The 23,744-nt window shown below is 37.5% G+C and carries 21 protein-coding genes and 1 riboswitch; of the genes, 7 read left to right on the top strand and 14 right to left on the bottom strand.

All coding sequences use genetic code 11. The features are described 5' to 3' along the window. Nucleotides 1-89: 89 nt before the first annotated feature. Nucleotides 90-896 carry an alpha/beta hydrolase gene (locus ABH968_RS14710; protein WP_370045040.1) on the bottom strand — a complete coding sequence of 269 codons (807 nt, stop codon included), beginning with the start codon at nt 894-896 and terminating at the stop codon, nt 90-92. 135 nt (nt 897-1,031) lie between these two features. On the opposite strand from ABH968_RS14710, the gene ABH968_RS14705 reads away from it, so the two are divergent. Then, entirely contained in the window at nt 1,032-1,553 is a 522-nt protein-coding gene (locus tag ABH968_RS14705; RefSeq protein ID WP_370045039.1) for a gamma carbonic anhydrase, read from the top strand. 171 nt (nt 1,554-1,724) lie between these two features. Here ABH968_RS14705 and metK read toward each other — a convergent pair whose 3' ends face one another. Beyond that, nucleotides 1,725-2,921 carry a methionine adenosyltransferase gene (metK, locus tag ABH968_RS14700; protein ID WP_370045038.1) on the bottom strand — a complete coding sequence of 399 codons (1,197 nt, stop codon included), beginning with the start codon at nt 2,919-2,921 and terminating at the stop codon, nt 1,725-1,727. A gap of 300 nt (nt 2,922-3,221) precedes the next feature. After that, nucleotides 3,222-3,340, bottom strand: a riboswitch (SAM riboswitch). A gap of 547 nt (nt 3,341-3,887) precedes the next feature. On the opposite strand from metK, the gene pckA reads away from it, so the two are divergent. Further along, a complete protein-coding gene (pckA, locus tag ABH968_RS14695; protein ID WP_370045036.1) occupies nt 3,888-5,474 on the top strand; it encodes a phosphoenolpyruvate carboxykinase (ATP) in 1,587 nt (528 codons plus the stop codon). Nucleotides 5,475-6,194: 720 nt separating this feature from the next. Continuing rightward, nucleotides 6,195-7,151, top strand: a complete 957-nt coding sequence (locus ABH968_RS14690) for an alpha/beta hydrolase (protein ID WP_370045034.1) — start codon at nt 6,195-6,197, stop codon at nt 7,149-7,151. A 225-nt stretch (nt 7,152-7,376) separates the two neighbouring features. Here the strand turns inward: ABH968_RS14690 and ABH968_RS14685 are convergent, their stop codons facing one another. From ABH968_RS14685 to ABH968_RS14635, 11 genes are all read right to left on the bottom strand, one after another. Then, nucleotides 7,377-8,330, bottom strand: a complete 954-nt coding sequence (locus ABH968_RS14685; RefSeq protein ID WP_370045161.1) for an MBL fold metallo-hydrolase — start codon at nt 8,328-8,330, stop codon at nt 7,377-7,379. Nucleotides 8,331-8,412: 82 nt separating this feature from the next. Next, complete coding sequence (locus ABH968_RS14680) at nt 8,413-9,189, bottom strand: alpha/beta hydrolase family protein (protein WP_370045159.1); 777 nt, start codon at nt 9,187-9,189, stop codon at nt 8,413-8,415. Beyond that, nucleotides 9,173-9,637, bottom strand: coding sequence for an NUDIX domain-containing protein (locus tag ABH968_RS14675; RefSeq protein ID WP_370045032.1), 465 nt, complete (start codon nt 9,635-9,637; stop codon nt 9,173-9,175). Before ABH968_RS14675 ends, ABH968_RS14680 begins: the two co-directional genes overlap by 17 nt. Nucleotides 9,638-10,114: 477 nt before the next feature. Then, the gene (locus ABH968_RS14670) at nt 10,115-11,038 is read right to left on the bottom strand and encodes an aminopeptidase (protein WP_370045030.1); all 924 of its coding nucleotides are present in this window, start codon (nt 11,036-11,038) and stop codon (nt 10,115-10,117) included. Nucleotides 11,039-11,049: 11 nt separating this feature from the next. Further along, complete coding sequence (locus tag ABH968_RS14665) at nt 11,050-11,811, bottom strand: IclR family transcriptional regulator (RefSeq protein ID WP_370045028.1); 762 nt, start codon at nt 11,809-11,811, stop codon at nt 11,050-11,052. Nucleotides 11,812-12,226: 415 nt separating this feature from the next. Further along, nucleotides 12,227-13,495 carry a M20 family metallopeptidase gene (locus ABH968_RS14660; protein WP_370045026.1) on the bottom strand — a complete coding sequence of 423 codons (1,269 nt, stop codon included), beginning with the start codon at nt 13,493-13,495 and terminating at the stop codon, nt 12,227-12,229. Then, complete coding sequence (locus ABH968_RS14655; RefSeq protein WP_370045025.1) at nt 13,488-14,441, bottom strand: DUF1177 domain-containing protein; 954 nt, start codon at nt 14,439-14,441, stop codon at nt 13,488-13,490. Before ABH968_RS14655 ends, ABH968_RS14660 begins: the two co-directional genes overlap by 8 nt. Before the next feature lie 223 nt (nt 14,442-14,664). After that, on the bottom strand, nt 14,665-15,672 hold the full coding sequence (locus tag ABH968_RS14650) for an ABC transporter ATP-binding protein (protein ID WP_370045023.1): 1,008 nt from the start codon (nt 15,670-15,672) through the stop codon (nt 14,665-14,667). Next, nucleotides 15,659-16,678, bottom strand: a complete 1,020-nt coding sequence (locus ABH968_RS14645) for an ABC transporter ATP-binding protein (protein WP_370045021.1) — start codon at nt 16,676-16,678, stop codon at nt 15,659-15,661. The genes ABH968_RS14650 and ABH968_RS14645 overlap by 14 nt, the downstream gene beginning before the upstream one ends. Nucleotides 16,679-16,697: 19 nt before the next feature. Beyond that, nucleotides 16,698-17,564 carry an ABC transporter permease gene (locus ABH968_RS14640; RefSeq protein ID WP_370045019.1) on the bottom strand — a complete coding sequence of 289 codons (867 nt, stop codon included), beginning with the start codon at nt 17,562-17,564 and terminating at the stop codon, nt 16,698-16,700. A gap of 2 nt (nt 17,565-17,566) precedes the next feature. Then, the gene (locus ABH968_RS14635; RefSeq protein WP_370045017.1) at nt 17,567-18,529 is read right to left on the bottom strand and encodes an ABC transporter permease; all 963 of its coding nucleotides are present in this window, start codon (nt 18,527-18,529) and stop codon (nt 17,567-17,569) included. Nucleotides 18,530-18,743: 214 nt separating this feature from the next. On the opposite strand from ABH968_RS14635, the gene ABH968_RS14630 reads away from it, so the two are divergent. The 4 genes from ABH968_RS14630 to ABH968_RS14615 all read left to right on the top strand — a co-directional run bounded on the left by ABH968_RS14630 (nt 18,744) and on the right by ABH968_RS14615 (nt 23,288). Then, nucleotides 18,744-20,348 carry an ABC transporter substrate-binding protein gene (locus ABH968_RS14630; protein ID WP_370045016.1) on the top strand — a complete coding sequence of 535 codons (1,605 nt, stop codon included), beginning with the start codon at nt 18,744-18,746 and terminating at the stop codon, nt 20,346-20,348. Between the two features lie 61 nt (nt 20,349-20,409). Next, nucleotides 20,410-21,471 carry an amidohydrolase family protein gene (locus ABH968_RS14625; RefSeq protein ID WP_370045014.1) on the top strand — a complete coding sequence of 354 codons (1,062 nt, stop codon included), beginning with the start codon at nt 20,410-20,412 and terminating at the stop codon, nt 21,469-21,471. Further along, entirely contained in the window at nt 21,468-22,610 is a 1,143-nt protein-coding gene (locus ABH968_RS14620; RefSeq protein WP_370045012.1) for an amidohydrolase, read from the top strand. The genes ABH968_RS14625 and ABH968_RS14620 overlap by 4 nt, the downstream gene beginning before the upstream one ends. Nucleotides 22,611-22,619: 9 nt before the next feature. Further along, nucleotides 22,620-23,288, top strand: a complete 669-nt coding sequence (locus ABH968_RS14615; protein WP_370045157.1) for an AroM family protein — start codon at nt 22,620-22,622, stop codon at nt 23,286-23,288. Nucleotides 23,289-23,330: 42 nt separating this feature from the next. Here the strand turns inward: ABH968_RS14615 and ABH968_RS14610 are convergent, their stop codons facing one another. Further along, nucleotides 23,331-23,648 carry a transposase gene (locus ABH968_RS14610; RefSeq protein ID WP_132364602.1) on the bottom strand — a complete coding sequence of 106 codons (318 nt, stop codon included), beginning with the start codon at nt 23,646-23,648 and terminating at the stop codon, nt 23,331-23,333. Nucleotides 23,649-23,744 lie beyond the last annotated feature (96 nt).

The raw sequence follows: 23,744 nt of genomic DNA, 5'->3' as shown, positions 1-23,744 counted from the left end.
TATAGTATTACATTTTTCAGAAAATTACAATATTATATTCAAGTAACAGAAAATTAGTAATTTTTCCAGTTAATTGGAGAGGTAATTCACTATTCAATTATATAGCCAATTCTTCGAAGAGCATTATTAATAAAATCACGTATATAAACAAAAATCTCGTCACGCTCTACTTCATGAAATAGATTATGATAACAGTTTGCCCATTCTTTGAATTGAAACTCTGTAAATTCCATCTGATGTAGCCAGTTACGTGTTTGTTTAGTTTCAGTAATATTATCTTTTTCAGCTGTCATAACTAACATAGGCATATTAGGGAATTCAGCCTTAGGCAATAACACTAAATTGCGCATCATTTGCTGTAGTTCTCGATACCATTTCACTGAAACGACTGACGAAAAAGGAACCTCATCCTTCATCTCATCTCTACCTTCTAAACTACGCGTTAATGATTCTAATGTAATTTCATGGGTCAGCTTCACATTTGCAGTCAGGGCACTTAAACTAGTTAAAGCATTTGATAGTTTACCTGGCAATAGCTTTAAATGAAGCCAAGGTGAAGTTAAGATAATCCCTGCGCATTCATATTTTCGTTTTTGCATGGTATGTAGTAATAGTGTCGCACCAAGCCCATGTCCTATCAAAAAGACAGGTAAATTATACGAAAAAGCATTCTCCATTAAATGCCTTGTATATTTGTTGTATTCTTTAAAATCTTCATCGTGAACACGAGAAAATCCTGCATTTACTCCATGGTTAGGTAAATCCCCCATGACTATGTGGAAGCCTTCCAATCTAAGTTTTTCTATAAGCCATGCATACCATCGGTGATTTTCATATGCACCATGAAGAATAGCAACCACAGCCTTTGCTTGTCCATCAGCTTCCCATTTCCACATTTCACATAGTCCTCCTAAAAAATAATTACACAATGATTATATCGGAATATCTAGCTCATTTTAATTTTATATTTCCATCAAGTTGCGTATTTGATACGATAATATTACATCATAGAAAGAAAAGAGGCGATCCTTATGATCTATCCATTTAAAGGTAAAACACCCAATATCGATCCATCTGTTTTTATTGCCGATTATGCAACCGTTACTGGTGACGTTACAATAGGTGCTGAAACAACAATTTGGTTTAACACAGTTATTCGAGGGGATGTATCACCAACAATTATCGGAAAACGAGTTAGTATTCAAGACCTCTGTTGCTTACATCAAAGCCCTAAATATTCGCTCATTATTGAAGATGAAGTAACAGTCGGACATCAAGTAACTTTACATAGCTGTACGATTCGTAAAAAAGCCTTAATAGGTATGGGCTCTATAGTATTAGACGGAGCGGAGATTGGAGAGGGTGCATTCATTGGGGCGGGTAGTCTTGTACCTCCTGGCAAAGTCATTCCTCCAAATAGCTTAGCATTAGGGCGTCCTGCAAAGGTTGTAAGAGAATTAAATGATGAAGATAAAGAAGATATGGAACGCATCATACGTGAATATGTAGAAAAAGGACAATACTATAAATCTCTTCAAACAGAAAATAAATAGCTATTTCAACAGCTCCACGTTTGCTTGAACAACCGAGCCACACATAATTATGATTAGGAGCTTCTCTTTTTCGACAAAAACAGCGAAAGGGGCTATTAGAATGTTGAGCCCCTTTCTGTAATAGTATTTTAAAATATTTTTCCAGCTACTTTATTACTTTAGCTGAATAGCTTATAAGCCTGCTTTTTCTTTTAATGCGTCAGCTTTGTCTGTTTGTTCCCAAGGTACATTTAAGTCTGTACGACCGAAGTGACCATATGCTGCAGTTTGCTTATAAATAGGGCGACGAAGGTTAAGCATTTTAATAATCCCTGCTGGGCGTAGATCAAATAGCTCGCGTACCCATTTTACAATTTCACTTTCCGTAACTTTTCCTGTCCCAAATGTATCAACAGCAATAGATACAGGTTGAGCAACACCAATCGCATAAGCTAGTTGTACTTCAGCTCGTTCTGCTAAACCAGCTGCTACGATATTTTTTGCCACGTAGCGTGCTGCATATGCCGCTGAACGGTCTACCTTAGTTGCGTCCTTACCAGAGAAAGCACCTCCACCATGACGTGCATAGCCACCGTATGTATCAACGATGATTTTACGTCCAGTTAGACCAGCATCCCCTTTTGGACCACCAATTACGAATCGGCCAGTTGGGTTGATGAAATATTTAGTATTGGCATCTAGTAATTCACTTGGAACAACTGGAGCAATAACGAATTCTTTTAAGTCTGCTTGAATTTGCTCAAGTGTAGCTTCTTCGTCATGCTGTGTTGAAATTACAATCGTATCCACGCGCACTGGTACATTGTTTTCATCATATTCAATCGTTACTTGCGTTTTTCCGTCTGGACGTAAATATGCTAGTTCACCAGATTTACGTACTTCCGTTAAACGACGAGCCAATTTATGCGCTAAACTGATTGGTAATGGCATAAGCTCTGGCGTTTCGTTACATGCATAACCGAACATTAAGCCTTGGTCACCTGCACCAATTGCTTCAATGTCAGCATCTGTCATAGAGCCTTCACGCGCCTCTAATGCTTGGTCAACACCTTGAGCAATATCAGGTGATTGCTCACCAATAGCAACAAGTACTGCTAGGTTTTCAGCATCAAAGCCATATTTCCCACGTGTATAACCGATTTCTGCTACAGTATCACGAACGATACCTTTAATATCTACATAAGTAGAAGTAGTAATTTCTCCTGCTACTAAAACTAAGCCTGTTGTTACTGTTGTTTCACACGCTACACGTGCGTTTGGATCTTCTGCTAAAATAGCATCTAAAATGGCATCCGAAATTTGATCACAAATTTTGTCTGGATGTCCTTCTGTTACACTCTCTGATGTAAACAGTCGACGTTTTGTCATTTGGTTTCCTCCTATTACTTTTACAAATAGTATTTGCGAATTAATACGGTACTCATTACCCATGTCAAGTCCACCCCCTAAGGATTGAACTCTTAAGCCGTTGTTGCTGTCGCTACGTTTGCACTACGCTTTCGCACAATAAAACAGCTGTTGCTCTTAACACGAGGGTTTCGAAAGATCCGTCATTTTAATAAGGAAAGGACTATATACTTACCTTTATATTCGTTTTTAACAATAAAAAAATCCTTTTCTCACGTTTACTTAACATGAGGAAAGGAATAATGACTTCATAACCTTTCACTCTTATCGTTCAAGGGGTTTCCCCTTGCATCAGGTTGGCACCAGCGCATGTCGTGAAATAGTTCATGCAGGTTGCCGGGTTTCACAGGGCCTGACCCTCCACCAGCTCGGGATAAGAGTATCCGTTCAATATCTCATAATACGTAAAAGGTCGAACGTTGTCAAATATTTTTAATGTATTCTTTTAAAGAAAGTATGGGATTTATAATTTGGATTATGCTGTAATTTGAAACAAAATAATCCCTATTCTCCACCTCACATCATGTGTTAACATATGTGTGACCCCTTTACAGCACATTTTGTAGCTACAGAACATGTGGTGGATGAATATGATTGTAGCCTCTTTTCAGTTGACGACAAGTCCAACAGATAAAAAACCAGCTAAGACTTCACATCCTGTGCGAACCTCATGTTAGCCAAGAGCTTCCAAACGCAATTTTGCTGTGTCGAAAGTGATTGTGTGATCACTTATTATAAATAGGGTAAAAAGCATTATCAAAACGAATCAATTTACTTTTTGTCGTTTTCTTGAAAAGTAATAAAATCTGAAAAATAATTTCTGAATTAGTATAGATTATTTAAGCAATTGTGTTATACTATTTTTGAAATTAAGAAAATCTCCCTCAAACTCTAGGGAATACTATAAAAAAGGATGGTATTTAATCGATGAATTCAGTAGAAATTGCAAACGAACTGAAGGAATTATTAAGCGGCGGTAACATTAATGTTCAACTTTCAGTACCACAATTAGCTGAAAAGGCTACTTCTCGTGGTGAAGCTATGTTAACAGTAGATGGCGCAGTTCGTGCAGAAACTGGCAAATACACTGGTCGTTCACCTAAAGATAAATATACGGTAGAAGAAGATAGCACAAAAGATAAAATTGACTGGGGCAAAGTTAACCGACCAATTTCTTCTGAAGTGTTCGATAACTTATATGTAAAAGTAGTAAAATATTTAAAAGAACGTGACGAATTATTCGTATTCAAAGGCTTTGCTGGTGCTGACAAAGATTCGCAATTAAGCATCCAAGTAATCAATGAATATGCTTGGCACAATCTTTTCGCTCATCAATTATTTATCCGTCCAACTGCAGAAGAATTAGCTTCTCATGTTGCTGACTTCACTGTTATCTCAGCTCCTAACTTTAAAGCAGACCCTGCTGTTGATGGCACAGCCTCTGAAACTTTCATCATAGTATCACTTGAAAAGAAAATTATCCTAATCGGTGGTACTGAATACGCTGGTGAAATCAAAAAATCTATTTTCGGTATTATGAACTACTTATTACCACAACAAGGCATCCTTTCAATGCACTGCTCAGCAAACGTTGGTGAAACTGGTGATGTTGCATTATTCTTCGGTTTATCTGGTACTGGTAAAACTACTTTATCAGCTGACCCTGACCGTAAGCTTATCGGTGACGATGAACACGGTTGGTCTGATAATGGTGTATTCAACATTGAGGGCGGTTGCTATGCAAAAACAATTAACCTTTCTGCTGAAAAAGAACCAGAAATCTACAACGCAATCCGCTTCGGTTCTGTTCTAGAAAACGTAGCTGTTGATCCAGAAACTCGAGTTTGTAACTATGATGATGGTTCATTAACAGAAAATACACGTGTAGCTTATCCAATTCAATACATTGAAAATATTGTTGATCCATCTGTTGCAGGTCACCCAAAAACAATCATCTTCTTAACAGCTGATGCATTTGGTGTATTACCTCCAATCAGTAAATTAACAAAAGAGCAAGCAATGTACCACTTCCTAAGCGGTTTCACATCTAAACTTGCTGGTACAGAACGTGGTGTAACAGAGCCAGAACCAGTATTCTCAACTTGCTTCGGTTCTCCATTCCTTCCACTTCCAGCAACAGTTTATGCTGAAATGTTAGGTCAAAAAATTGACGAGCACGGTGCACAAGTATTCTTAGTGAACACTGGTTGGACTGGTGGCGAATATGGTACTGGTAGCCGTATGAAGCTTTCTTACACTCGTGCAATGGTACGTGCTGCAATTGATGGCAAATTAGCTAATGTTGAAACAATTCAAGATTCAGTATTCGGTTTAAACATTCCAACTTCTATTGAAGGTGTACCAACAGAAGTGCTTAATCCTCGTGATGCATGGGCAGACAAAGCTGCTTATGATAAAAAAGCTTCTGAACTTGCTGGTTTATTCACCGAAAACTTCAAGAAATTCTCAAATGTTTCTGAAGCTATCACTAAACTTGGCGGTCCATTAAAATAATTCATTAAGCAAAGGGAACGATTTCAGTCGTTCCCTTTTTTGTGTTGAAAGACAAAATGGTCCAGGAAATCTTTGAGAATGTTTTGGAGCTTTAATTGAGGGTGATTTCCATTCCATGTTACTCGCTTTCCTGTGAGCTAGCATCAGGCCGCTTCCTCCGCTTCGTTGTTGTTGCTGTCGCTTCGCTTCGCTTTCGCAAAAAAACTGTGGCTGAAGTTTTGTTTTATTACTATAAATTAGAGTGACATGCTAATGACTTGGTTGATTGGAGTGGAGACTGAGCGACTCCTTGGGGATTAGCAATAGTGGAACGAAGGCTAAGAGCATCACATCCTGTGATAACGCCTTCGTGACCAACATCGTGTTGGCCCGAGATCCTGGAGCGAACAGCGCGAGTGAAGCGGCTCATCGGACGCCCCCAGGAAGCTCTGCTCTGCGCGAAAGCGAAGCGTCAGCGGCAAATGTTTTTATCTGTGCGAAAGCGAAGCGTCAGCAACAAAGCGCTCAGTCGGAACGGAAATCAACCCCTCGTTTTGCCGAAGAGCCATACTTTATTTAATAAAACACCTTAATTCCATTGACATAATAGCATTTCAACAACATGCAAAGGAAACGATTAGAGTCGTTTCCCTTTTTTTATATTCCCCTATTTAGAGAATTCTACTTTTCATATTAGTAACTTTGTGTATAATTCATAATAGTAGTTTTAGGGGGAAATATATGAAAAGAAAGTATAAAGTGATTATTACCATTGTCAGTCTTCTATTAGTATTGTTTGTTGTGGCTGGATTTTTTGCAGGGAATTATTTCTATAACTTCGCTTTAAATCCTAATACTGATAAATCAGATGTGTTTAATTCTCCGCACAATTCTATTGCTGTTAGTCCTAAGAATGCTAAAGAAAAAGAAGAGAGTGAGAAGTGGTTTAAAGAGAATTACAAGGACTCTTATATACAGTCTTTCGATGATTTGAAATTACATGCCTATACGCTTAAAAATACAAACGAAACAAATAAATGGGCAATTGTTTTCCATGGATATTCATCTGATGGCTCACAAATGGCAAAGTACGCTAAGCATTTTTATGATACAGGCTACAATGTTATCATACCTGATGCAAGGGCTCATGGAAAAAGTGAGGGTGACTATATTGGTATGGGCTGGCATGATCGGCTTGATGTAGTCTCTTGGATTAATAATGTTATCAGTTCTGATAACAACGCTGAAATTGTTTTGTATGGTGTTTCCATGGGAGGTGCTACAGTGATGATGGCCTCAGGAGAGGATTTACCTGGCAATGTTAAGGCTATTATTGAGGATTGTGGTTATTCCTCAGTTTGGGATGAATTCTCCTATCAATTGCAAGCAATCTTTAATTTACCTGAATTTCCTATTATGTACTTTTCTTCAATTGTTACGAAGTTAAGAGCTGACTTTACACTTGGTGAAGCTGATACCGTCAAGCAAGTAGCAAAATCGAAAACACCGATGCTATTCATTCATGGAAGTAATGATACATTTGTTCCATCTGATATGCTAGATGAAGTATATGAGGCTGCCAATGTACCGAAGGAGAAATTTATAGTTGAAGGTGCTGGACATAGCGGTGCAGAAAGCGTTGCTGGAGACGCTTATTGGGAAACTATTAATAACTTTTTAGCAAAATATATAGATTAAATGTCTTTTTTTCTACCGTTCAGGAGCCTGCCATAAAGCACCTGAACGGTTTTTTAGGTCTACCCGAGTAGTTTTATACTTGCCCAGAGCAGTTTTTCACTTGGCCCGAGCGATTCTTCGGTCTACCTGAACGGTTTTTCGAACAAAAAACTCCTTTTTGAAAAAGAGTTAATCAAAATGGAGTAAACTCTCTAAATGAAGTTTGTATCAATTTCCCTGCAATTTTTAGAAATTAATGCTTTGGAAACCTTGAAGTATTTGTAAATCAATTTTATCTGCTTTTGTCCTCGTAATGATAAAATCTAATCCTTTTTTTGTGTTATCTGCAAATTTAGGCAATGCTTCAAGAGCATCTGTTAAAGGTTTGTTGAAGTTGTCCCAATGTATTGGAATAATAAGTTTCGGTTGTACTTTCCGCACAGTTTGCTCATAATACATGTTTTGAAAATCTTGATCTTGAGCACCTAATACTCCTATTCCTAAAAATAAAACATCAGCATGAATGTCATCTAATGCCCCTTCTATATAGTTAGCACTTGGTTTAACATAGAATGTTTTATTGTTATGCGTAATCAAGAAATCGTATGAAGAATCTTCATGATAATCTAGGGCTTTTGCTGGTTGTTTAAGCGGCTCTTTTATTTTTTCTCCTTCGTCAAAGGTTGGTGAATGTTTTGATTGAATGACAGTGACAGTAAAATTACCAAACTGCATTGCCTTATTTACTTCGTATACAGACATCTGTTTCATATTTATACCATTACCAAGTCCTATATTAATTGCTGATTCTGAACCGTATACATGCGTCCCAGTTTGTTTAGCGATATAAGCTAAATCTAACGCATGATCATAATGTGTATGAGCGATAAACAATCCCCGAAGTTTATTATTATCAATTCCTATTTTCTTAAAGGCTTTATTTACAGCATCTGCATCAGTTTTTACAGTACTGAAAGGCAACATTTTTAATAAGGGCAGCCTAGAAATAAAACCATCAATCATTAATTGTGTGTTGCCATCATCAAATAATAAAGATGATGTTCCTAAAAACGTGACCTTTATCTGACCTTGATTTAATGCTTTTTGCTTTGTTTTCGGAGCGTAATATTCCTTGTATTGTTGAATATCTGCTGAAGGTGTTAAAAACTTATAATAAACAAAAGTGGAAGCAATTATCATCAATACTAATCCTACAATAATAATCTTGCGCCTTTTACTTATTATGTATTTCAACAATACTCTCCTCTCTAAACATAATATTTTATTGGCGTTTCATCCACTCGCAAAGTGCATGTACTGTTTCTCTATTTTTGACCGGTGGATACTGATGAGCATAGCGAAGATCATACCATGTTTCAAATGTTTTATTGGCATCCTTCAAATAAAATTCTAACTGTCTTGCATGTTCAATATCTACATTTTCATCACGATAGCCATGAATAATAAGCACTGGAGCTGTAATGTGCTCTATCTCAAATAGAGGTGTTCGAGCATCATAAGCCTCTGGTACACGATTAGGTGTCCCTCCGATAACACGCTTCATCATCCGGCGCATATCTGTACGCTCCCAATATGTAGCTGTTGCATCAGATACTCCTGCCCATGTCACAACGGATGTAATATCTCTACGTAAGATTGCGGTCCAAAGTGCCATAATACCACCACGTGAAAAACCAAAGACATGAATATTATCATTACAGAACTGTTTTAGCACGTCTACTGCGTATACAGCATCATAACGATCAGCTCCTGCAAACTCATCTCGACCTTCTCCACCTCGATTACCACGGTAATATGGAGCAAAAACAATAAAGCCTTGAGCTGCAAACTGTGCGACACGCGAAGGTCTAACCATGCCAATGCTTTGCATGCCTCCCCGCAAATATAAAAAGCCATCATATGTACCTTCTGCCTTAGGCTCCGCTAGTAATCCTTTCACACGTATACCCTTTGACATATACGTGATTTCCGTTAAACGAATAGCTGGATTAGGCGAAGGATAAGGACGTTTTCCAACGATCTTACCATTGGTCATAATGCTTCAACTCCTCCAGCATTTTCTGCATACCTTCATCCTTCATATGAAAGCTTAAATTTGGATGATGAACAAATTCTTCATCCGTTAGCCAAGTCATCCCTGAAGTTTCTAAATCAAAATCAATGTCCTCCTGCCCAACAAACTGTGCAGTAAAGACCGTTTTACAAAATAAGATATCATCATGAACGGCGTATTCTGCAAACCATCTAAGGTTTTTTACATGAACACCAGTCTCCTCGAATACTTCCCTAATTGCTGCCTGCTCCAATGTTTCCCCAGGTTCTTGCTTACCACCTGGAACCTCGACACCACGGCGTTTATGAATTGTACATAACCACTTATTTTCATGCTTTAATAAAACAAGTACATGCTTAGGCTCAATGGCCAATTCGCCTTTATTAAAACTTAAATCCACTTGTAAACCATTTAAATCTGTAAATGTAAACAAGCTCCTCAACTCCTTTTTTCGTTCTTCAGCGTTACGATTATGATCTTTTATTTCACTATAGTGTAATCATGTAGCTACAATCAACAAATTAAATCACTAATATTCAACTCCTACATTTACAAATAATGTAATTACGAGCGATTTTCATGTTAATGGTCATATTCGCACTTTTACCGCTAGCTATGGTTTTGATTTAGTCTTTCTCCACTGCTAGCTGCTATTCCTAAAAATGCAAGCTCATCTCTTAAGACAATGGTTAATCCATCAAGAGTTGCTCTTAGCCGTTCAGTTTGCCAAATTAGTGACTGGAATAATAACCTTCAAAAAAATTGATTCTCGTAAGTATTGGCACTCTTTTAATTTTAATAATTAAATATGCGATAATAGTAGTTTTCTATATTAGCTTTCATTAACGGTATCGTCTCTTTAACAAAAAAAACGTGCTTCAAAATTATTGAAGTCACGCTCTGTTTTTGACTATATAACTTGTTTACCATCGAAATAAACGATTGGGTTTTTAACAACACAATCAATATGGACATCTGCCGCATTTGTACCACCAAAAGGCACATTACTGCCAAATGCAATATGAATGGTGCCATATACCTTTTCATCCTCAAGTACATTCCCACATAAAATAGCACTTTTGTTTGCACCGATACCAAACTCTGCAATAATACGACCGTTGTCCTCACCTAATAATTCAAGTAATCGTGGACCATCTGGACCTATTGCTTCTTCTAGTCGACCATTACGAACCTTTAACAATAATGGTTCCTTTAATACTCCTATGTTGGCAATTGAACCATCGACCAAAATTTCGCCATTTGCAGATGTCTCAATAGGAGCAATGTATGACTCTCCTGACGGAATATTACCATAGTCTCCTGGATTACGGACAATACCTGTTGAACGAATTCCTAAACGGTTTTCTATGCTAAACGTTAGCTCATGTCCATCTTTTACTATCCGTACATCTTTTGCAGGATCAAGTAAATTAACATATTCCTCCACAAGCACTTCTATTTCACGTGCATTAGCATGAAGTGCACCTTGTTCAAGCATTGCTAATGTAACTCCTGGCATTGTCGCAACTCGGCCACCTTTTTCACATGCTTTTTTACGAGCCATTGTATGTGTTAAGGAATGAGAGGTAATGCAAAGTGTCACATCTACATTAGACATTAGCGACGATATAGCGTTAATTGGCTCCTGTCCAGATTTCTTCAATAATGGCATCATGACTAAGATTGTGTTTTCCGTAATGTTTAACCCAGCTTCATGAAAAATTTTAGCGATATCTTGTTTATGAACATCTGTTAGAATAACAAGTGTTTCTGATGATTGAACTTTTAAATTACCTTTTAAGATATTCAGTGCAATCTCATGTAAATGTTGCATATAATTACTCCTTAATTAAAATTCAAATGATATCTACGAATAATATCTTCAATTTCTTGTTTTGCTTCTGTTAACGGTTCCAACACTTCTGAAATACGTTGCTCTGTAAAACGATACGTAGGGCCTGATACAGTGACAGATGCTACTACCTGTTCTTCACTATTAAATACAGGTATCGCAAGTGCGAGTACGTCCGCCGTATATTCACTTTTACTTACTGCATAACCACACTCTCTGATTTTTTCAAGCTCAGCTCGAATTTCACTCTTATCGGTCATCGTATTATTGGTATAAGCGATTAAAGGCTCGTCAATTACTTTTGATATTTGCTCTTCATTTAGGAAAGCAAGCATCGAACGATAGGAGGCACCTACATAAAGAGGTGTTCTACTTCCTCTCGAAACTGAAAATTTAACCTTATTTACAGGCTCTGCTTTCAGCAACGTCAACGCTTCTAGACCATTCAAAACTGTGAAAACAGCTGTTTCACCTGTCGTATCTTTTAATTTTTCAAGAATTGGTATGCACAGTTGGTCAATGTTTAATGAATCATACATATTCATTCCAATTTCCCATAAGGCAATTCCCAATGAGTATTTTTTGGTAATAGGATCTTTTGTAATAAATCCGTTATTCTCAAATGTCTCAAGTATTCGATATAAATTTGTATGATTCATATTCATTGCCGTTGCCAGCTCACGCCCACCCCATGAGGGCTTTTCCTTTGTAAACATCTTTAAAACAGCAATCGATAAATTTAAAGTTTTTAGCATCTCTCTCATCCTTTTGATCTATTTATCCCGCATTAACGGGCAGTAATTTATCTGTACCGAAAGCGAGGCGTCAGGTACAAGACTCCCACCTCAAAATTCAGCGAAAGCAAAGAAGTTAGTTGGGAGATTAACTGCTCGTAAAGGCCTGATTGGTGAAGACTAATAATCAGTGGGGATGTAGAAAAACCCCCACTGATTAAAGTTTCACTTTATCTCGTACAAAGGGTTGCATATTACTTTTACTTCAAAAAGGGGGAATAATTGAAGTAGTAAAATATTAAGCAACCGCAAGTACCAGATCCATTTAACTTTAATCAGTGGAGGATGAAGAGGAGGCTAAGAACACTGCCGTCCTGTGCGTCATCCCCCACCGATTAAAGTTTCACATAATCAAAAGCAAGAGAGTAGCATTCTCTTACTTTTGATATAGGAAATCAATTACAGCAGTAATATACACTTTTGCGCAGCGTACGATATCCTCAACACGTACTTTTTCATTATAGCCATGAATACTTGGTAAATAAGCTGGACCATATTGCAGCACAGGAATATCATATTGTCTGAAATGACGAGCGTCGCTACTTGCCCATTGCATAACGCCATACGCCTCTTTTCCCGTAACAAATGAAATATTATCAACAATTGATTTACATACTAGATTTTCCGCAGGGGTGTAGTTTGCCACACTTTTAAATCCAAAACGTTTTATCAAATAGTCAATATTCAATGCATCCAATTTATTTTTCAAAATTTCAGTTACTTCTTCTTGGGTAATACCAAATGGTAGACGACAATCTACCTGAACCTTACAATAATCTGGAATAACGTTGGACTTCGTACCTCCCTCAATTGTACCAATATTTACAGTAATTTTCTCTAGAACTTCTTGATATTTCAAGCGATCTTTTTCAACTTCACGCATATATTTTTTTGATACTTCAATAAGAGGCTGTACTTCTTCAGGAATATTAATGTTAAGATCCCATAATGTACGAATTTCATTGATAGCACGAATAGCATCTACAATGGCGTTTTTCCCGGCTAATGGTGACAAGCTTCCATGTCCTGGTTCTCCACGTACTTCTAGTTCAAACCAATATGAACCCTTTTGACCAATTGTCGGATTTAGGGGTGATGAAGGCTCTGCAATTAAACAGCCATCACCCTTTACTAAACCACGCTCTAAAAGCCAAGGAACTCCATACTCGCCACCTGTCTCTTCATCTGGCACGATCGCTAATGTTAGCTTTCCTGGCAATTCAATATTTAATTTTTTTAGCATTTTTGTTGCAAAAATAATACCTGCTAAGCCTGCCTTCATATCACTTGCACCACGGCCAAGCATCCAGCCATCCTTCACTTCCCCAGAAAACGGGTCAAAATCCCATTTCGAAAGATCCCCCACTGGGACAACATCTGTATGCCCACAATAGACTAACTCTTTACCTTCATCATTACCAATTGAAGCTACTAAGTTAAACATTTTATCGGCAGATTCATGTTTTTCATATGGAATGTTCACTTCATTTAAATAGTTTTCTATAAAATTTGTAATTTCTGTTGTATCTCCGGGCGGGTTGACACTTGGTATTTGAATTAATTTAGAACAAAATTCAATTAATTCATTCTTGTTATTTTCTACTTCATCGATTAATCGCAGTTTCAGCTCTTGTAAATCATTCATGTGCGTGTACCTCATTTCCTTTTGTTTGTAAATGATTCATGCTACCATATAACTTTTCAATGCGGGTGAATTGCTTTTCGTCATAGAATGAGCATTTATTGGCACCATAAGTTTTAGCTACTTCTAACACAAAACGAACTACATTCTCTACATCTGTAACATGAGTGGCACCTGTTGCACAGCCTGCAACTACTGATTCTGTAGTAATGGCAACACCTACCACTGGGCTTGATGTAGCAACTGCTGGTTGTAAAATACTATTTATATGGAATAAGCCATTTCCATATGGTGTAATATCCTGTGTTGTAATGGGCATTACTACTGGTGAAATTCCTGCTGATTGGGTGTAAACATGTAATAAATCATCACTAATTTTTAAAATATAGCCCTCTTTGACAGTAGGTGTAATAGCAAATCCTTTATGGTTACAAACTTGATTGCCCTTCGTTGTGTCGATAGATAAAATGGCATCCATTTCTGCATCTACCTCGTGCTCATTCATGACACTAATATCGACTGGTGAGTTCATGAACGGCACTGGCTTATGTGGTAAAGTTGGTGCTGTTGGACAAATATGCGTTGTGAAAATAACATCTCCCACAAATCGATCACCCTTTAATACCATAGCTATAGCTTTTGCTGCACTTGCCATACATGCTAACGCACCATCACCATCGGAAACAAAACCTGTCATTTCTGGACGTGCACCAATTCCACCTAAACGTCCGATAATGCCTAAAGTTGGTGCACACCCTCCGGATGATTTACCGTTCTTCCCTTTAACAAGAACTCTTACAAAATCGGTAGAACCACTTTTACCTGTAATCGTTTTTACAGTAACATCCGCTGACGGATCAATATTGTGTAAATAATCTTTGACAACTTCCCCATTCACATAAATACTATCCATTACCTCGTATAATTCAATAACATGTTTTAATGACATAATAATTGCGCTCCTTTTCTAATCAATAATACTTCGCTATCACAGGCATTCATTTTGATAGAGCTTAGTGAAAATCAAGTTATATGGACTTTTAACCTAAGCTTCAAAATGAATAACATTCCATCTGAGGCTTTTTTCAATGTAGTGTTGATCACTTAAGGCATTGCCAAAGTTGATTTCTCGTCTAACTGTAGTTATTGTTTATCCAGCTATTAGTCCTACGTTAAGTAGTTGAGACGTCATGCCGAGCTGAGTTAAATAAATGACATGATACTTGATGTGTTGCAGTAACCGAATCGAGTGTAGGCTGAACTTGTGCACATTTTTCCGTTGCAAATCGGCAACGTTTATGGAATGCGCAACCACTCGGTGGGTTAACTGGACTCGGAACGTCTCCAGATAAAATGATGCGTTCCTTCGTATCAAACGGATTTTCTTTAGGAATTGCTGATAATAGAGCTTGCGTATATGGATGCTGAGGATTCTCGTATATCTCTTCATACGTTCCAATCTCTACGATCTTCCCTAAATACATGACCGCAATACGATCACACATATAATTCACAACATTTAAATCGTGTGAAATGAAAATATATGTTAAGCCGAATTCCTTCTGTAAATCTTTCAATAAATTAATAACCTGAGCTTGAACAGATACATCTAGTGCTGAAACTGGTTCATCACATACAACAATATCTGGATTTAACGCAAGCGCACGAGCAATATTAATACGTTGTCTTTGTCCACCTGAAAATTCATGTGGATGGCGCTTTGTATGATAGGCGCTTAAGCCAACTGTTTCAAGTAAGTCTACGACACGTTTTTTGCGTGATGCATCATCTGCAATGCCGTGAATCACTAATGGCTCAGCAATTAAGTATTCGATCGTTTTTCGTGGATCAAGAGATGCATAAGGATTTTGAAATACCATTTGTATCGATTTACGCGCTGAGCGAATACCCTTTGTATTTAGACTTGCTAAATCGATTCCGTTAAACTCTACTTTTCCTTCTGTTGGTGTAATTAATTGGTTGATTAAACGCGCAACAGTCGATTTACCACATCCAGATTCACCAACAATGCCTAGTGTTTCACCTTTATATAATTCAAAGCTTACACCATCTACTGCTTTTACAAATTGTGTTGTCTTTTTAAAAGGAATAGAACTTTTAATAGGGAAATGCTTTTTTAAATTACTAACTTTTAGTACAAGTTCTTTATTGTGCTGCATTAAAAATTCCCTCCTTACGTTCTACAATTTGTTCTTTCGATTGCAAATGGCAAGCCACAAAATGATTGTCTTGAACCTCCACTAATTCGGGTACTTTACTACGGCAAATATCTGTTGCCAAAGGACAGCGAGAAGAGAAGTGGCAGCCACTATGCGGCATCGATAAATCTGGTGGACTTCCTGGAATTGCTGGTAACCTGTCATGCTCTTGAGTTCCCATCATAATTTGTGACTCAAGTAAACCCCATGTGTAAGGATGCAATGCATTTTCATAAAGCTGTCTTGTTGTAGTGGATTCTACAGTTCGTCCTGCATACATAACATTTACTTTGTCACAAAGCTCCCATACAACACCTAAATCATGTGTAATCATAATGATGGCAGTATCGTGCTCCTGCTGTAGTTTTTTCATTAAATCGAGAATTTGTGCTTGTACCGTTACATCCAGCGCTGTAGTAGGTTCATCTGCTATAAGCAGCTTTGGATTACATGCTAATGCAATTGCAATCATGACACGCTGTCTCATTCCACCTGAAAATTCGTGTGGATACATTTTCAAACGTTTTTCAGGCTCTGGAATACCTACCATTTTTAGCATGTCAACAGCTTTCACACTTGCTTCTTTCTTTGATAAATTTTCATGAGCACGTATAACTTCAATAATCTGATTACCTATTGTTAAGACTGGATTCAAACTTGTAATGGGGTCTTGGAAAATCATCGACATTTCATTACCTCGTACATTGCGCATTTCCTTTTCTGATATCCCTAGTAAGTCGCGCCCATAAAAATGAATTTTTCCATTTGTAATTTTTCCTGGCGGAGATGGGATTAAACGCATTAATGCTGTAGCTGTAACACTTTTCCCCGAACCCGATTCTCCTACGATTCCAAGTGTTTCCTTCTTATCTAATTGTAAATTCACACCATTTACAGCTTTCATCGTAGAACCGCTACTTTTAAATTCAACTGTTAAATTTTCTACATCTAGTAAACGTTCAGTCATGACTCCACCCCCTTTCATATCAAACTTTCATTTTCGGATCTAGTGCATCACGTAATCCATCGCCTAAAAGGTTAATGCCAAGTACGGTTAATAAAATACAAATTCCTGAGAATGTCGCCATTTGAGGATTCAACACTAGAAAATCTTTGCCATCTTTCAAAATACTTCCCCATGAAGCTGTAGGAGGTTGGATTCCTAATCCTAAAAAGCTCAGTGCTGCCTCAGATATAATTGCCCCAGCAGTACTCATCGTGCCGTAAACAATTAAAGGCGCCAGACAGTTCGGTAAAATATGACTAAAAATAATACGTGTATGTGTAGCGCCTAATGAATGCGTTACTTCAATAAACTCTTCCTCTTTCACACTTAATACTTGTCCTCGAACAAGTCGTGCAAATCCTGGTATATTGGCAATACCAATGGCCACAACTACATTCACTAAACCTTGACCTAGCACTGTCATTAATGTGATTGCTAATAAAATGAATGGGAAAGCAAACAGACCATCCATTGTGCGCATGATGATAGAGTCTAAACGGCCTCCAAAATAACCTGCAAATAATCCTAGTAATGTGCCAAATACTGCTCCAAACAGCACCGCAGCAATACCAACAACCATTGAAATTCGTGTACCATAAACTAAACGGCTAAACAAATCACGACCATAGTTATCTGTACCGAGTAAATGTCCATCTGTATTCATCGGTAAAAATGATTTTCCAACAGTCATTTCATTCGGTGGATGGGTTGCAATCAACGGAGCAAAAATGGCTACAATCATCATCATTGCAACAATTATTAAGCCGATTGTTGCCAATTTATTTTTTAACAACTTTCGTAGCAATGTATTTTTCTTTCTATTGTCATTTACAATTGCTTGAGCCATAATTACTTTTTCCCCCCATCCGATTCTAGATTTACTTTTGGATTTACCACTTTATATAAAACATCAACGACTAGGTTAATGAGTACAAAGATGAACGCAATAAAAATTACTGTCCCTTGTACAACTACAAAGTCACGTTTATCAATAGCATCTACGATAAGTCGTCCCATACCTGGCCAACTAAAAATAGTTTCAGTTAGTACGGCACCACCTAGTAAATTTGAAATTTGCATCCCTAGTACAGTTAAAATTGGTGTTAAAGCATTTTTAAATGCATGTTTACCAATCACTAAATATTCTTTAATTCCTTTCGAGCGTGCGGTTTTAATGTAATCTTGCGAAATAACCTCAAGCATACTTGAACGTGTAATACGTGCAAATGTCGCCATCGGAATAGTAGCTAAAGCACATGCTGGCAAGATTAAATGTTTAATAAATTCCCAAAGTCCATCATCTAAATTGCCCATACCCGTTGCTGGTAGCCACCCGAGATTGACACTAAAGAATAGAACTAACATAATCCCTAACCAAAAGATCGGCATGGAGACTCCAACTAAAGATACGAGCATTACTGCATAATCAATGATTGTATTTTGTTTTCTTGCTGCTAATATTCCAGCTGGAATCCCGATGACTACTGCAATTAATAGTGCTGCCAAAGCTAATAACACTGTATTAGGAAATCTTTCTACAATGAGCCCAATGACAGATTCACTATAAGAATAGGAATATCCCAAATTAAGCTGCGCTAAGTCTGCTACATAGGAAATAAATTGTGAAGGAATCGATTTATTTAAACCTAACTCTTCTCTTAAATTCTCTACATCTTCCACACTTGCTTGGGGTCCAAGCATTACAGATGCCGGATCACCAGGTATCATCCTAGTAATAATAAAGACAATGATTCCTACTACTAGGAGTGTGGGAATGAGGTTAAGTAACCTCTTTAAAATAAATGAGCCCATTATTCCAAGACCTCCTTTTCATTATTAGAAACAGTGATTCATATTGTGAATAACCAAATAGTACACCTCGCTAACTTTTTGTAAATACTTTTTTCTGAATTTTTATAATTTTATATTTACTTTCGCTTTACATTTGTGCTACTTTTATGTCGAACCTACTATTTTGAATCAATGGTTCATATTGTGAAACAAACTAATAAGGAGGCTGGCAAGTATGAAGCAAATAAATGCAAAAAAACCTTTACTACTATTGTTATTAACTTTAATGATTGGTGTTTTAGCTGCTTGCGGTGGCGGTAACTCAGATAAAGGGAGTTCAGCTGGAGAAAAAGATGGAGACGCAACATCTGGTGGGTTATTAAATGTCGGACTTTCGGCAAATGCAAAAACATTTGACCCTATAAAATACACAGGGGTTTATGAATCACAAGTAATGCGCCAAATGGCTGACACTTTAGTTGTTTACAACAAAGATTTATCGGATATCATTCCTTCATTAGCAACGGAATGGGAAGTATCTGATGATATGTTAGTCTATACATTTAAGTTACGTGAAGGCGTTAAATTCCAAAAAGGTCAATACCAAGATGGCCGTGAAATGACTGCTGAAGATGTGAAGTATTCATTAGAGCGTTCTGCAAAAGAATCTGCCATGAATCGTTTAAGCGGTGTAACAGAAGTAAAAATAATTTCCAATCATGAGGTTGAAATACATGTAGCCTCTCCAAATGCTGCATTACTAGCCATGCTGACTGATGCAGGTAATATCATTATTCCAAAAGAAGAAGTTGAAGGTTGGGGAGACAATTTCTCTGAACATTTCATAGGGACAGGACCATTCCAATTAACTGAATGGAAAAAAGACCAAGAAGTCAAACTAGTTCGTAATGAAAACTACTGGAGTGAAAAACCTCACATTGACAACTTAACAATGAAATTTATTTCTGATCAAAACATGATGACAAATGCATTACGTTCTGGCGATATCGACATCGCCATGGATGTAAAAGGTCAAAACCGTGAAATTATTAGCCAAGATAGCAATTTTGAGCTTTTAACGAATCCAGGTTTATCGATTGTCTATCTTGACCTGAACAATAAGGTAGGTCCAACAGCTGATAAGCGAGTGCGTGAGGCTATTTATAAAGCAACTAATGTTGAGGAAATTATCTCTGGTGTTAACCAATGGGGTGGCGGTGATGTTTCTTATTTACCTTTACCACCAGGCTCATGGGGGTATGAAAAATCTTTAACGGATTTAGTACCAAAATACAATCCTGAGGAAGCGAAGAAATTATTAGCTGAGGCTGGATATCCTGATGGTTTCAAAACTGAAATTTTTGTATCAGAGGCACGTGTACCTTATGCAACTATTTTCCAAAGTCAATTAAAGAAAAACTTAAACATTGACGTTGAAATTAAAGTTCTTGAGTGGGGAACTTATAGTGACACAGTAGCTAAAGGGAAAGCACCAATGAATATTGGTGGTTGGACTTGGTATCCTGATCCATACTTCTTCTTATATCAATTGTTCCACACAAATCAAATTGGCGCTTTAGGTAATGGTAAAGGCTACAGCAATCCAGAAGTAGATAAATTATTAGAACGCGCTGTTTCTGAAACAGTTGTTCAAGAAGAACGTGCAAAATTATATCAAGAAGCTTTAAAACTTATTTTAGCTGATGTTCCACGAATTGAATTAGAAGCAACACAAACAGTGGCTGGTGTTAACAAAAAGGTAAAAGGCTTTGAAGTTTCTGCAGATAACTCCGTACAAATCGTACATCCCAACGGCACAAACGTTTCAATTTTTAAATAACTTAGCAAGAAAAGTGGAGATGCAGATCTCCGCTTTTCTATTCATATGGAGGGAATTTTCGATGACTCGTTATATAAATGGACTCGTTTTCAATTCTAAGACTCGTAGTTTTGAAAAAAGCAATTTTCAAGTACATGGACAATATTTCAAACAATCGAATGCCGTTGAAACAAAAATCGATTTAGATGGTTATTACATCACTCCCGGCTTTATCGACAGCTGCTCACAAATTGGACTAGCTGAAATTGGCATTCGCTGGGAGGGTGATGATAGCTTTGAGTTTGAATCACATCTACAATATTCAGTCGTAGATGGAATATATCCATTTGATATCGCATTTAAAAAAGCAATTTCACACGGCATAACTGCATCTCATATTGTCCCCTCTCCCAAAAGCTTAATTGGTGCGAAAACAGCTATTATACACCACATTCATACAACGGTTGATGAGATGGTGATAAAAAAAGATGTCGCCTACTCCTTCTCAATTGGTCAAAATGCTAAAAGTACGTTTTTTGTCGAGAAGAAAAAGCCATTGACTCGTATGGGTATTGCAAAGATTATGAGAGAAACACTCCAACAAATTAAAGAGCAGGAGCCTCTAATTCGAAAAATTGTGGTACGAGCACATAAAGCTGTTGATATCGAATTAATTGCCCGCCTACAACAAGAATTCGAATTTGATTTCCATATCATCCATGGCACTGAAATCCCGCTTCTAGAGGATCCATTATTGAATACAGTCATTGCAGGCCCTACATTCCGTTATATTGAGCATAACGAAATGATGGCACTGTCACCTAAATTATACAAGCAGCTTGCAGCAAGTAAAATCCCATTTGTATTGTGCACAGATCATCCCGTAAGTAGTGCAACTCATCTAGCACTTGAAGGTTGTTTAGCAGTTCGGGAAGGATTATCACGTCAGGATATGGTTTATGCGTTAACGACTGGTGCGGCTACTTTCCTTGGAATAGAACATATAACAGGTTCCATTAAAGATAGTTTACTAGCTGATTTTGTTGTCTGGAATAAGCATCCTTTAGATTTAGATGCAAAAGTTGTTGCCACTTTTATTAAGGGTAAAAAAGTATACGCATGGGAAGAGGGACTGACAAAATGATTATTTATCATCATGCAAAATTTATAGCAGTAAATGAACAAAATGATCTCTTTGAACAGCTATGGATCGAAGATGGTCGTATTGTCTATGTAGGGCCTGCTAAAGAAATCCCTGACAATGCTGAAGTAGTTGATTTACATGGAGCATTTGTGACACCAGGTTTAATTGATATTCATGCACATGTTGGTACGTGGGCAGAGGTTACTGAGGATATAAATGATGCTAATGAATATAGTGAACCGTTCACCCCCCTCATGCACGCTTTGGACAGTGTAGATATTCGTCACTTTTCTTTTCAGCATGCTCTTGAAGGTGGCGTAACTACCGTTCAAACTGGGCCAGGAAGTGCCAATGTCATCGGCGGGATTTGGAGCATATTAAAAACTGCGGGTCCAACACTTTCTTCAAGAATACTAGTTGAGCGTAGTGGCTTAAAGGGCGCTTTAGGTGAAAACCCTAAAAATGTTTTTGGCAATCAATATAAGCGTAAACCCATGACACGTATGGCAATTGCTCAATTATTACGCGATGGCTTCCAACGTGCCACTCGTCTAAGTGAAGAAGAAAAAACAGAGCATGTAAAACATAATTTAGAGTTACGTCCATTTATCGAGGTGCTACAAGGCGAAATGCCACTGCGTCTTCACTGTCACCGAGCAGATGATATCATGACTGCGATTCGTATTGCAAAAGAATTTAATGTACAGCTACATTTAGAGCACTGTACGGAAGGACATATGATTGTTGATGCTGTGAAAGCTAGTGGATTTAATGCAACTGTAGGGCCCTATATGCTTACACCATCAAAGTATGAAACACGTAATTCAACACCAGCAATCGCAAAAATTTTTAAGGAACATAATATTCCATTCGCTATTATGACTGACCATCCATTTGTACCAATTCAATATTTAAAGTATTGCGCCTCTGAAGCAATTCGTTATGGATTAGATGAAGAAACCGCATTAAAAAGTATCACCATTAATGCGGCTAAGCTTGTACAGCTCGATCATCGAATCGGCTCTCTTGAAGAAGGCAAAGATGCAGATTTCGTAGTATGGTCTCATCCGATTTTTGAAACTGAAGCGAAAGTGCTACAAACCTATGTCAATGGTAAAAAAAATTACGAAGCGGGGTGAAGAAAATTGGTGAAATCAAAAATCGCAATCGTCACAATTGGTCAGGCACCTCGCAAAGACATGGCTGCTGATATTCAACAATTAAAAAATGCTGGTTTACATGTCACAGAATTCGGTGTACTTGATTTACTGACATCATCAGAAATTTCGGCACTTGCTCCAACTCGTGAAGATTCAGATGTTTTAGTAACTCTTCTCGCAAATGGTGAGCAGATAAAGCTAAGTAAAAAAAAGCTGATGCCTTTTATTCAGAAACGAATTTATGAACTTAAGGAATTTACTTGGGTTTTACTTATGTGCACAGGCGATTTCACAAACACCTTATCTGGTAAAAACCTATTACTTCCCGATCGAATGATGACCTATTTAGTAAGAGGCATGAATGCTGATTTAACGCTCGGTTTGATTGGACCTGAGCCTGAGCAGCAAATTAGCGTTGCTGAGAAATGGCAAAAGTCACGATTTAATGTAACATTTGAAGCTAGTTCTCCTTATCGTTTTAACGAACAAGATTTATTGGCAAAGGCTAAGTCATTAGAAATACATGGGGCAGAATTACTTATCCTAGATTGTATGGGTTACTCTACTGCCATGAAAAATACGATAAAAAACAAGCTTAGTATTCCTGTCGTAGTGCCACGAGAAGCAGTCTTTACTATTTTAAAAGCTATTTGTTAAAGCAAAGGAGGGTCACTGAATTTTTTCAGTGACCCTCTACTTTTAGACACGTTTGTTGAAGTAAGGAAGCTGTTCTACAAATGCCTTCGTATCTGCATCTCCATACTCATGAACGAGTGCATAGATTTTTTTTAATCGTAAATCAATTTCATCATTTTCTCTATCAAGATGATACTGTATATATGGCAATTGCGCACGCCATGCATTCGCAATTTCCAACATCTGCATTTGCTGAAAAATCTTTTCAAAGACATCCAATGCTTGGCGATCTATGTTGAGTTCAAAGTTCCACTGTCCTGCATATGGATTTGTATAATACGTTCTATTGGCAAGTGAAAAATATACACGCTGACGATCCATCTCTACAAAACACTCCTTTTACCATAGTATGGTGGTAAAAGGACTGTTTTATTCGCTGGAATGTCAAACTTCCTTCACAACTAAGTTAGATTATCT

The sequence above is a fragment of the Lysinibacillus sp. RC79 genome (assembly GCF_041262405.1).
Taxonomy (GTDB): domain Bacteria; phylum Bacillota; class Bacilli; order Bacillales_A; family Planococcaceae; genus Lysinibacillus.
This window is presented reverse-complemented; position numbering and strand designations above follow the sequence as displayed.

Excerpts from the sequence above, each read along its gene's own strand:
- ABH968_RS14710 (WP_370045040.1), bottom strand. The coding sequence starts at position 896 with ATGTGGAAATGGGAAGCTGATGGACAAGCAAAGGCTGTGGTTGCTATT.
- ABH968_RS14705 (WP_370045039.1), top strand. The coding sequence starts at position 1,032 with ATGATCTATCCATTTAAAGGTAAAACACCCAATATCGATCCATCTGTT.
- metK (WP_370045038.1), bottom strand. The coding sequence starts at position 2,921 with ATGACAAAACGTCGACTGTTTACATCAGAGAGTGTAACAGAAGGACAT.
- pckA (WP_370045036.1), top strand. The coding sequence starts at position 3,888 with ATGAATTCAGTAGAAATTGCAAACGAACTGAAGGAATTATTAAGCGGC.
- ABH968_RS14690 (WP_370045034.1), top strand. The coding sequence starts at position 6,195 with ATGAAAAGAAAGTATAAAGTGATTATTACCATTGTCAGTCTTCTATTA.
- ABH968_RS14685 (WP_370045161.1), bottom strand. The coding sequence starts at position 8,330 with ATGATAATTGCTTCCACTTTTGTTTATTATAAGTTTTTAACACCTTCA.
- ABH968_RS14670 (WP_370045030.1), bottom strand. The coding sequence starts at position 11,038 with ATGCAACATTTACATGAGATTGCACTGAATATCTTAAAAGGTAATTTA.
- ABH968_RS14665 (WP_370045028.1), bottom strand. The coding sequence starts at position 11,811 with ATGCTAAAAACTTTAAATTTATCGATTGCTGTTTTAAAGATGTTTACA.
- ABH968_RS14660 (WP_370045026.1), bottom strand. The coding sequence starts at position 13,495 with ATGAATGATTTACAAGAGCTGAAACTGCGATTAATCGATGAAGTAGAA.
- ABH968_RS14655 (WP_370045025.1), bottom strand. The coding sequence starts at position 14,441 with ATGTCATTAAAACATGTTATTGAATTATACGAGGTAATGGATAGTATT.
- ABH968_RS14650 (WP_370045023.1), bottom strand. The coding sequence starts at position 15,672 with ATGCAGCACAATAAAGAACTTGTACTAAAAGTTAGTAATTTAAAAAAG.
- ABH968_RS14645 (WP_370045021.1), bottom strand. The coding sequence starts at position 16,678 with ATGACTGAACGTTTACTAGATGTAGAAAATTTAACAGTTGAATTTAAA.
- ABH968_RS14640 (WP_370045019.1), bottom strand. The coding sequence starts at position 17,564 with ATGGCTCAAGCAATTGTAAATGACAATAGAAAGAAAAATACATTGCTA.
- ABH968_RS14635 (WP_370045017.1), bottom strand. The coding sequence starts at position 18,529 with ATGGGCTCATTTATTTTAAAGAGGTTACTTAACCTCATTCCCACACTC.
- ABH968_RS14630 (WP_370045016.1), top strand. The coding sequence starts at position 18,744 with ATGAAGCAAATAAATGCAAAAAAACCTTTACTACTATTGTTATTAACT.
- ABH968_RS14625 (WP_370045014.1), top strand. The coding sequence starts at position 20,410 with ATGACTCGTTATATAAATGGACTCGTTTTCAATTCTAAGACTCGTAGT.
- ABH968_RS14620 (WP_370045012.1), top strand. The coding sequence starts at position 21,468 with ATGATTATTTATCATCATGCAAAATTTATAGCAGTAAATGAACAAAAT.
- ABH968_RS14610 (WP_132364602.1), bottom strand. The coding sequence starts at position 23,648 with ATGGATCGTCAGCGTGTATATTTTTCACTTGCCAATAGAACGTATTAT.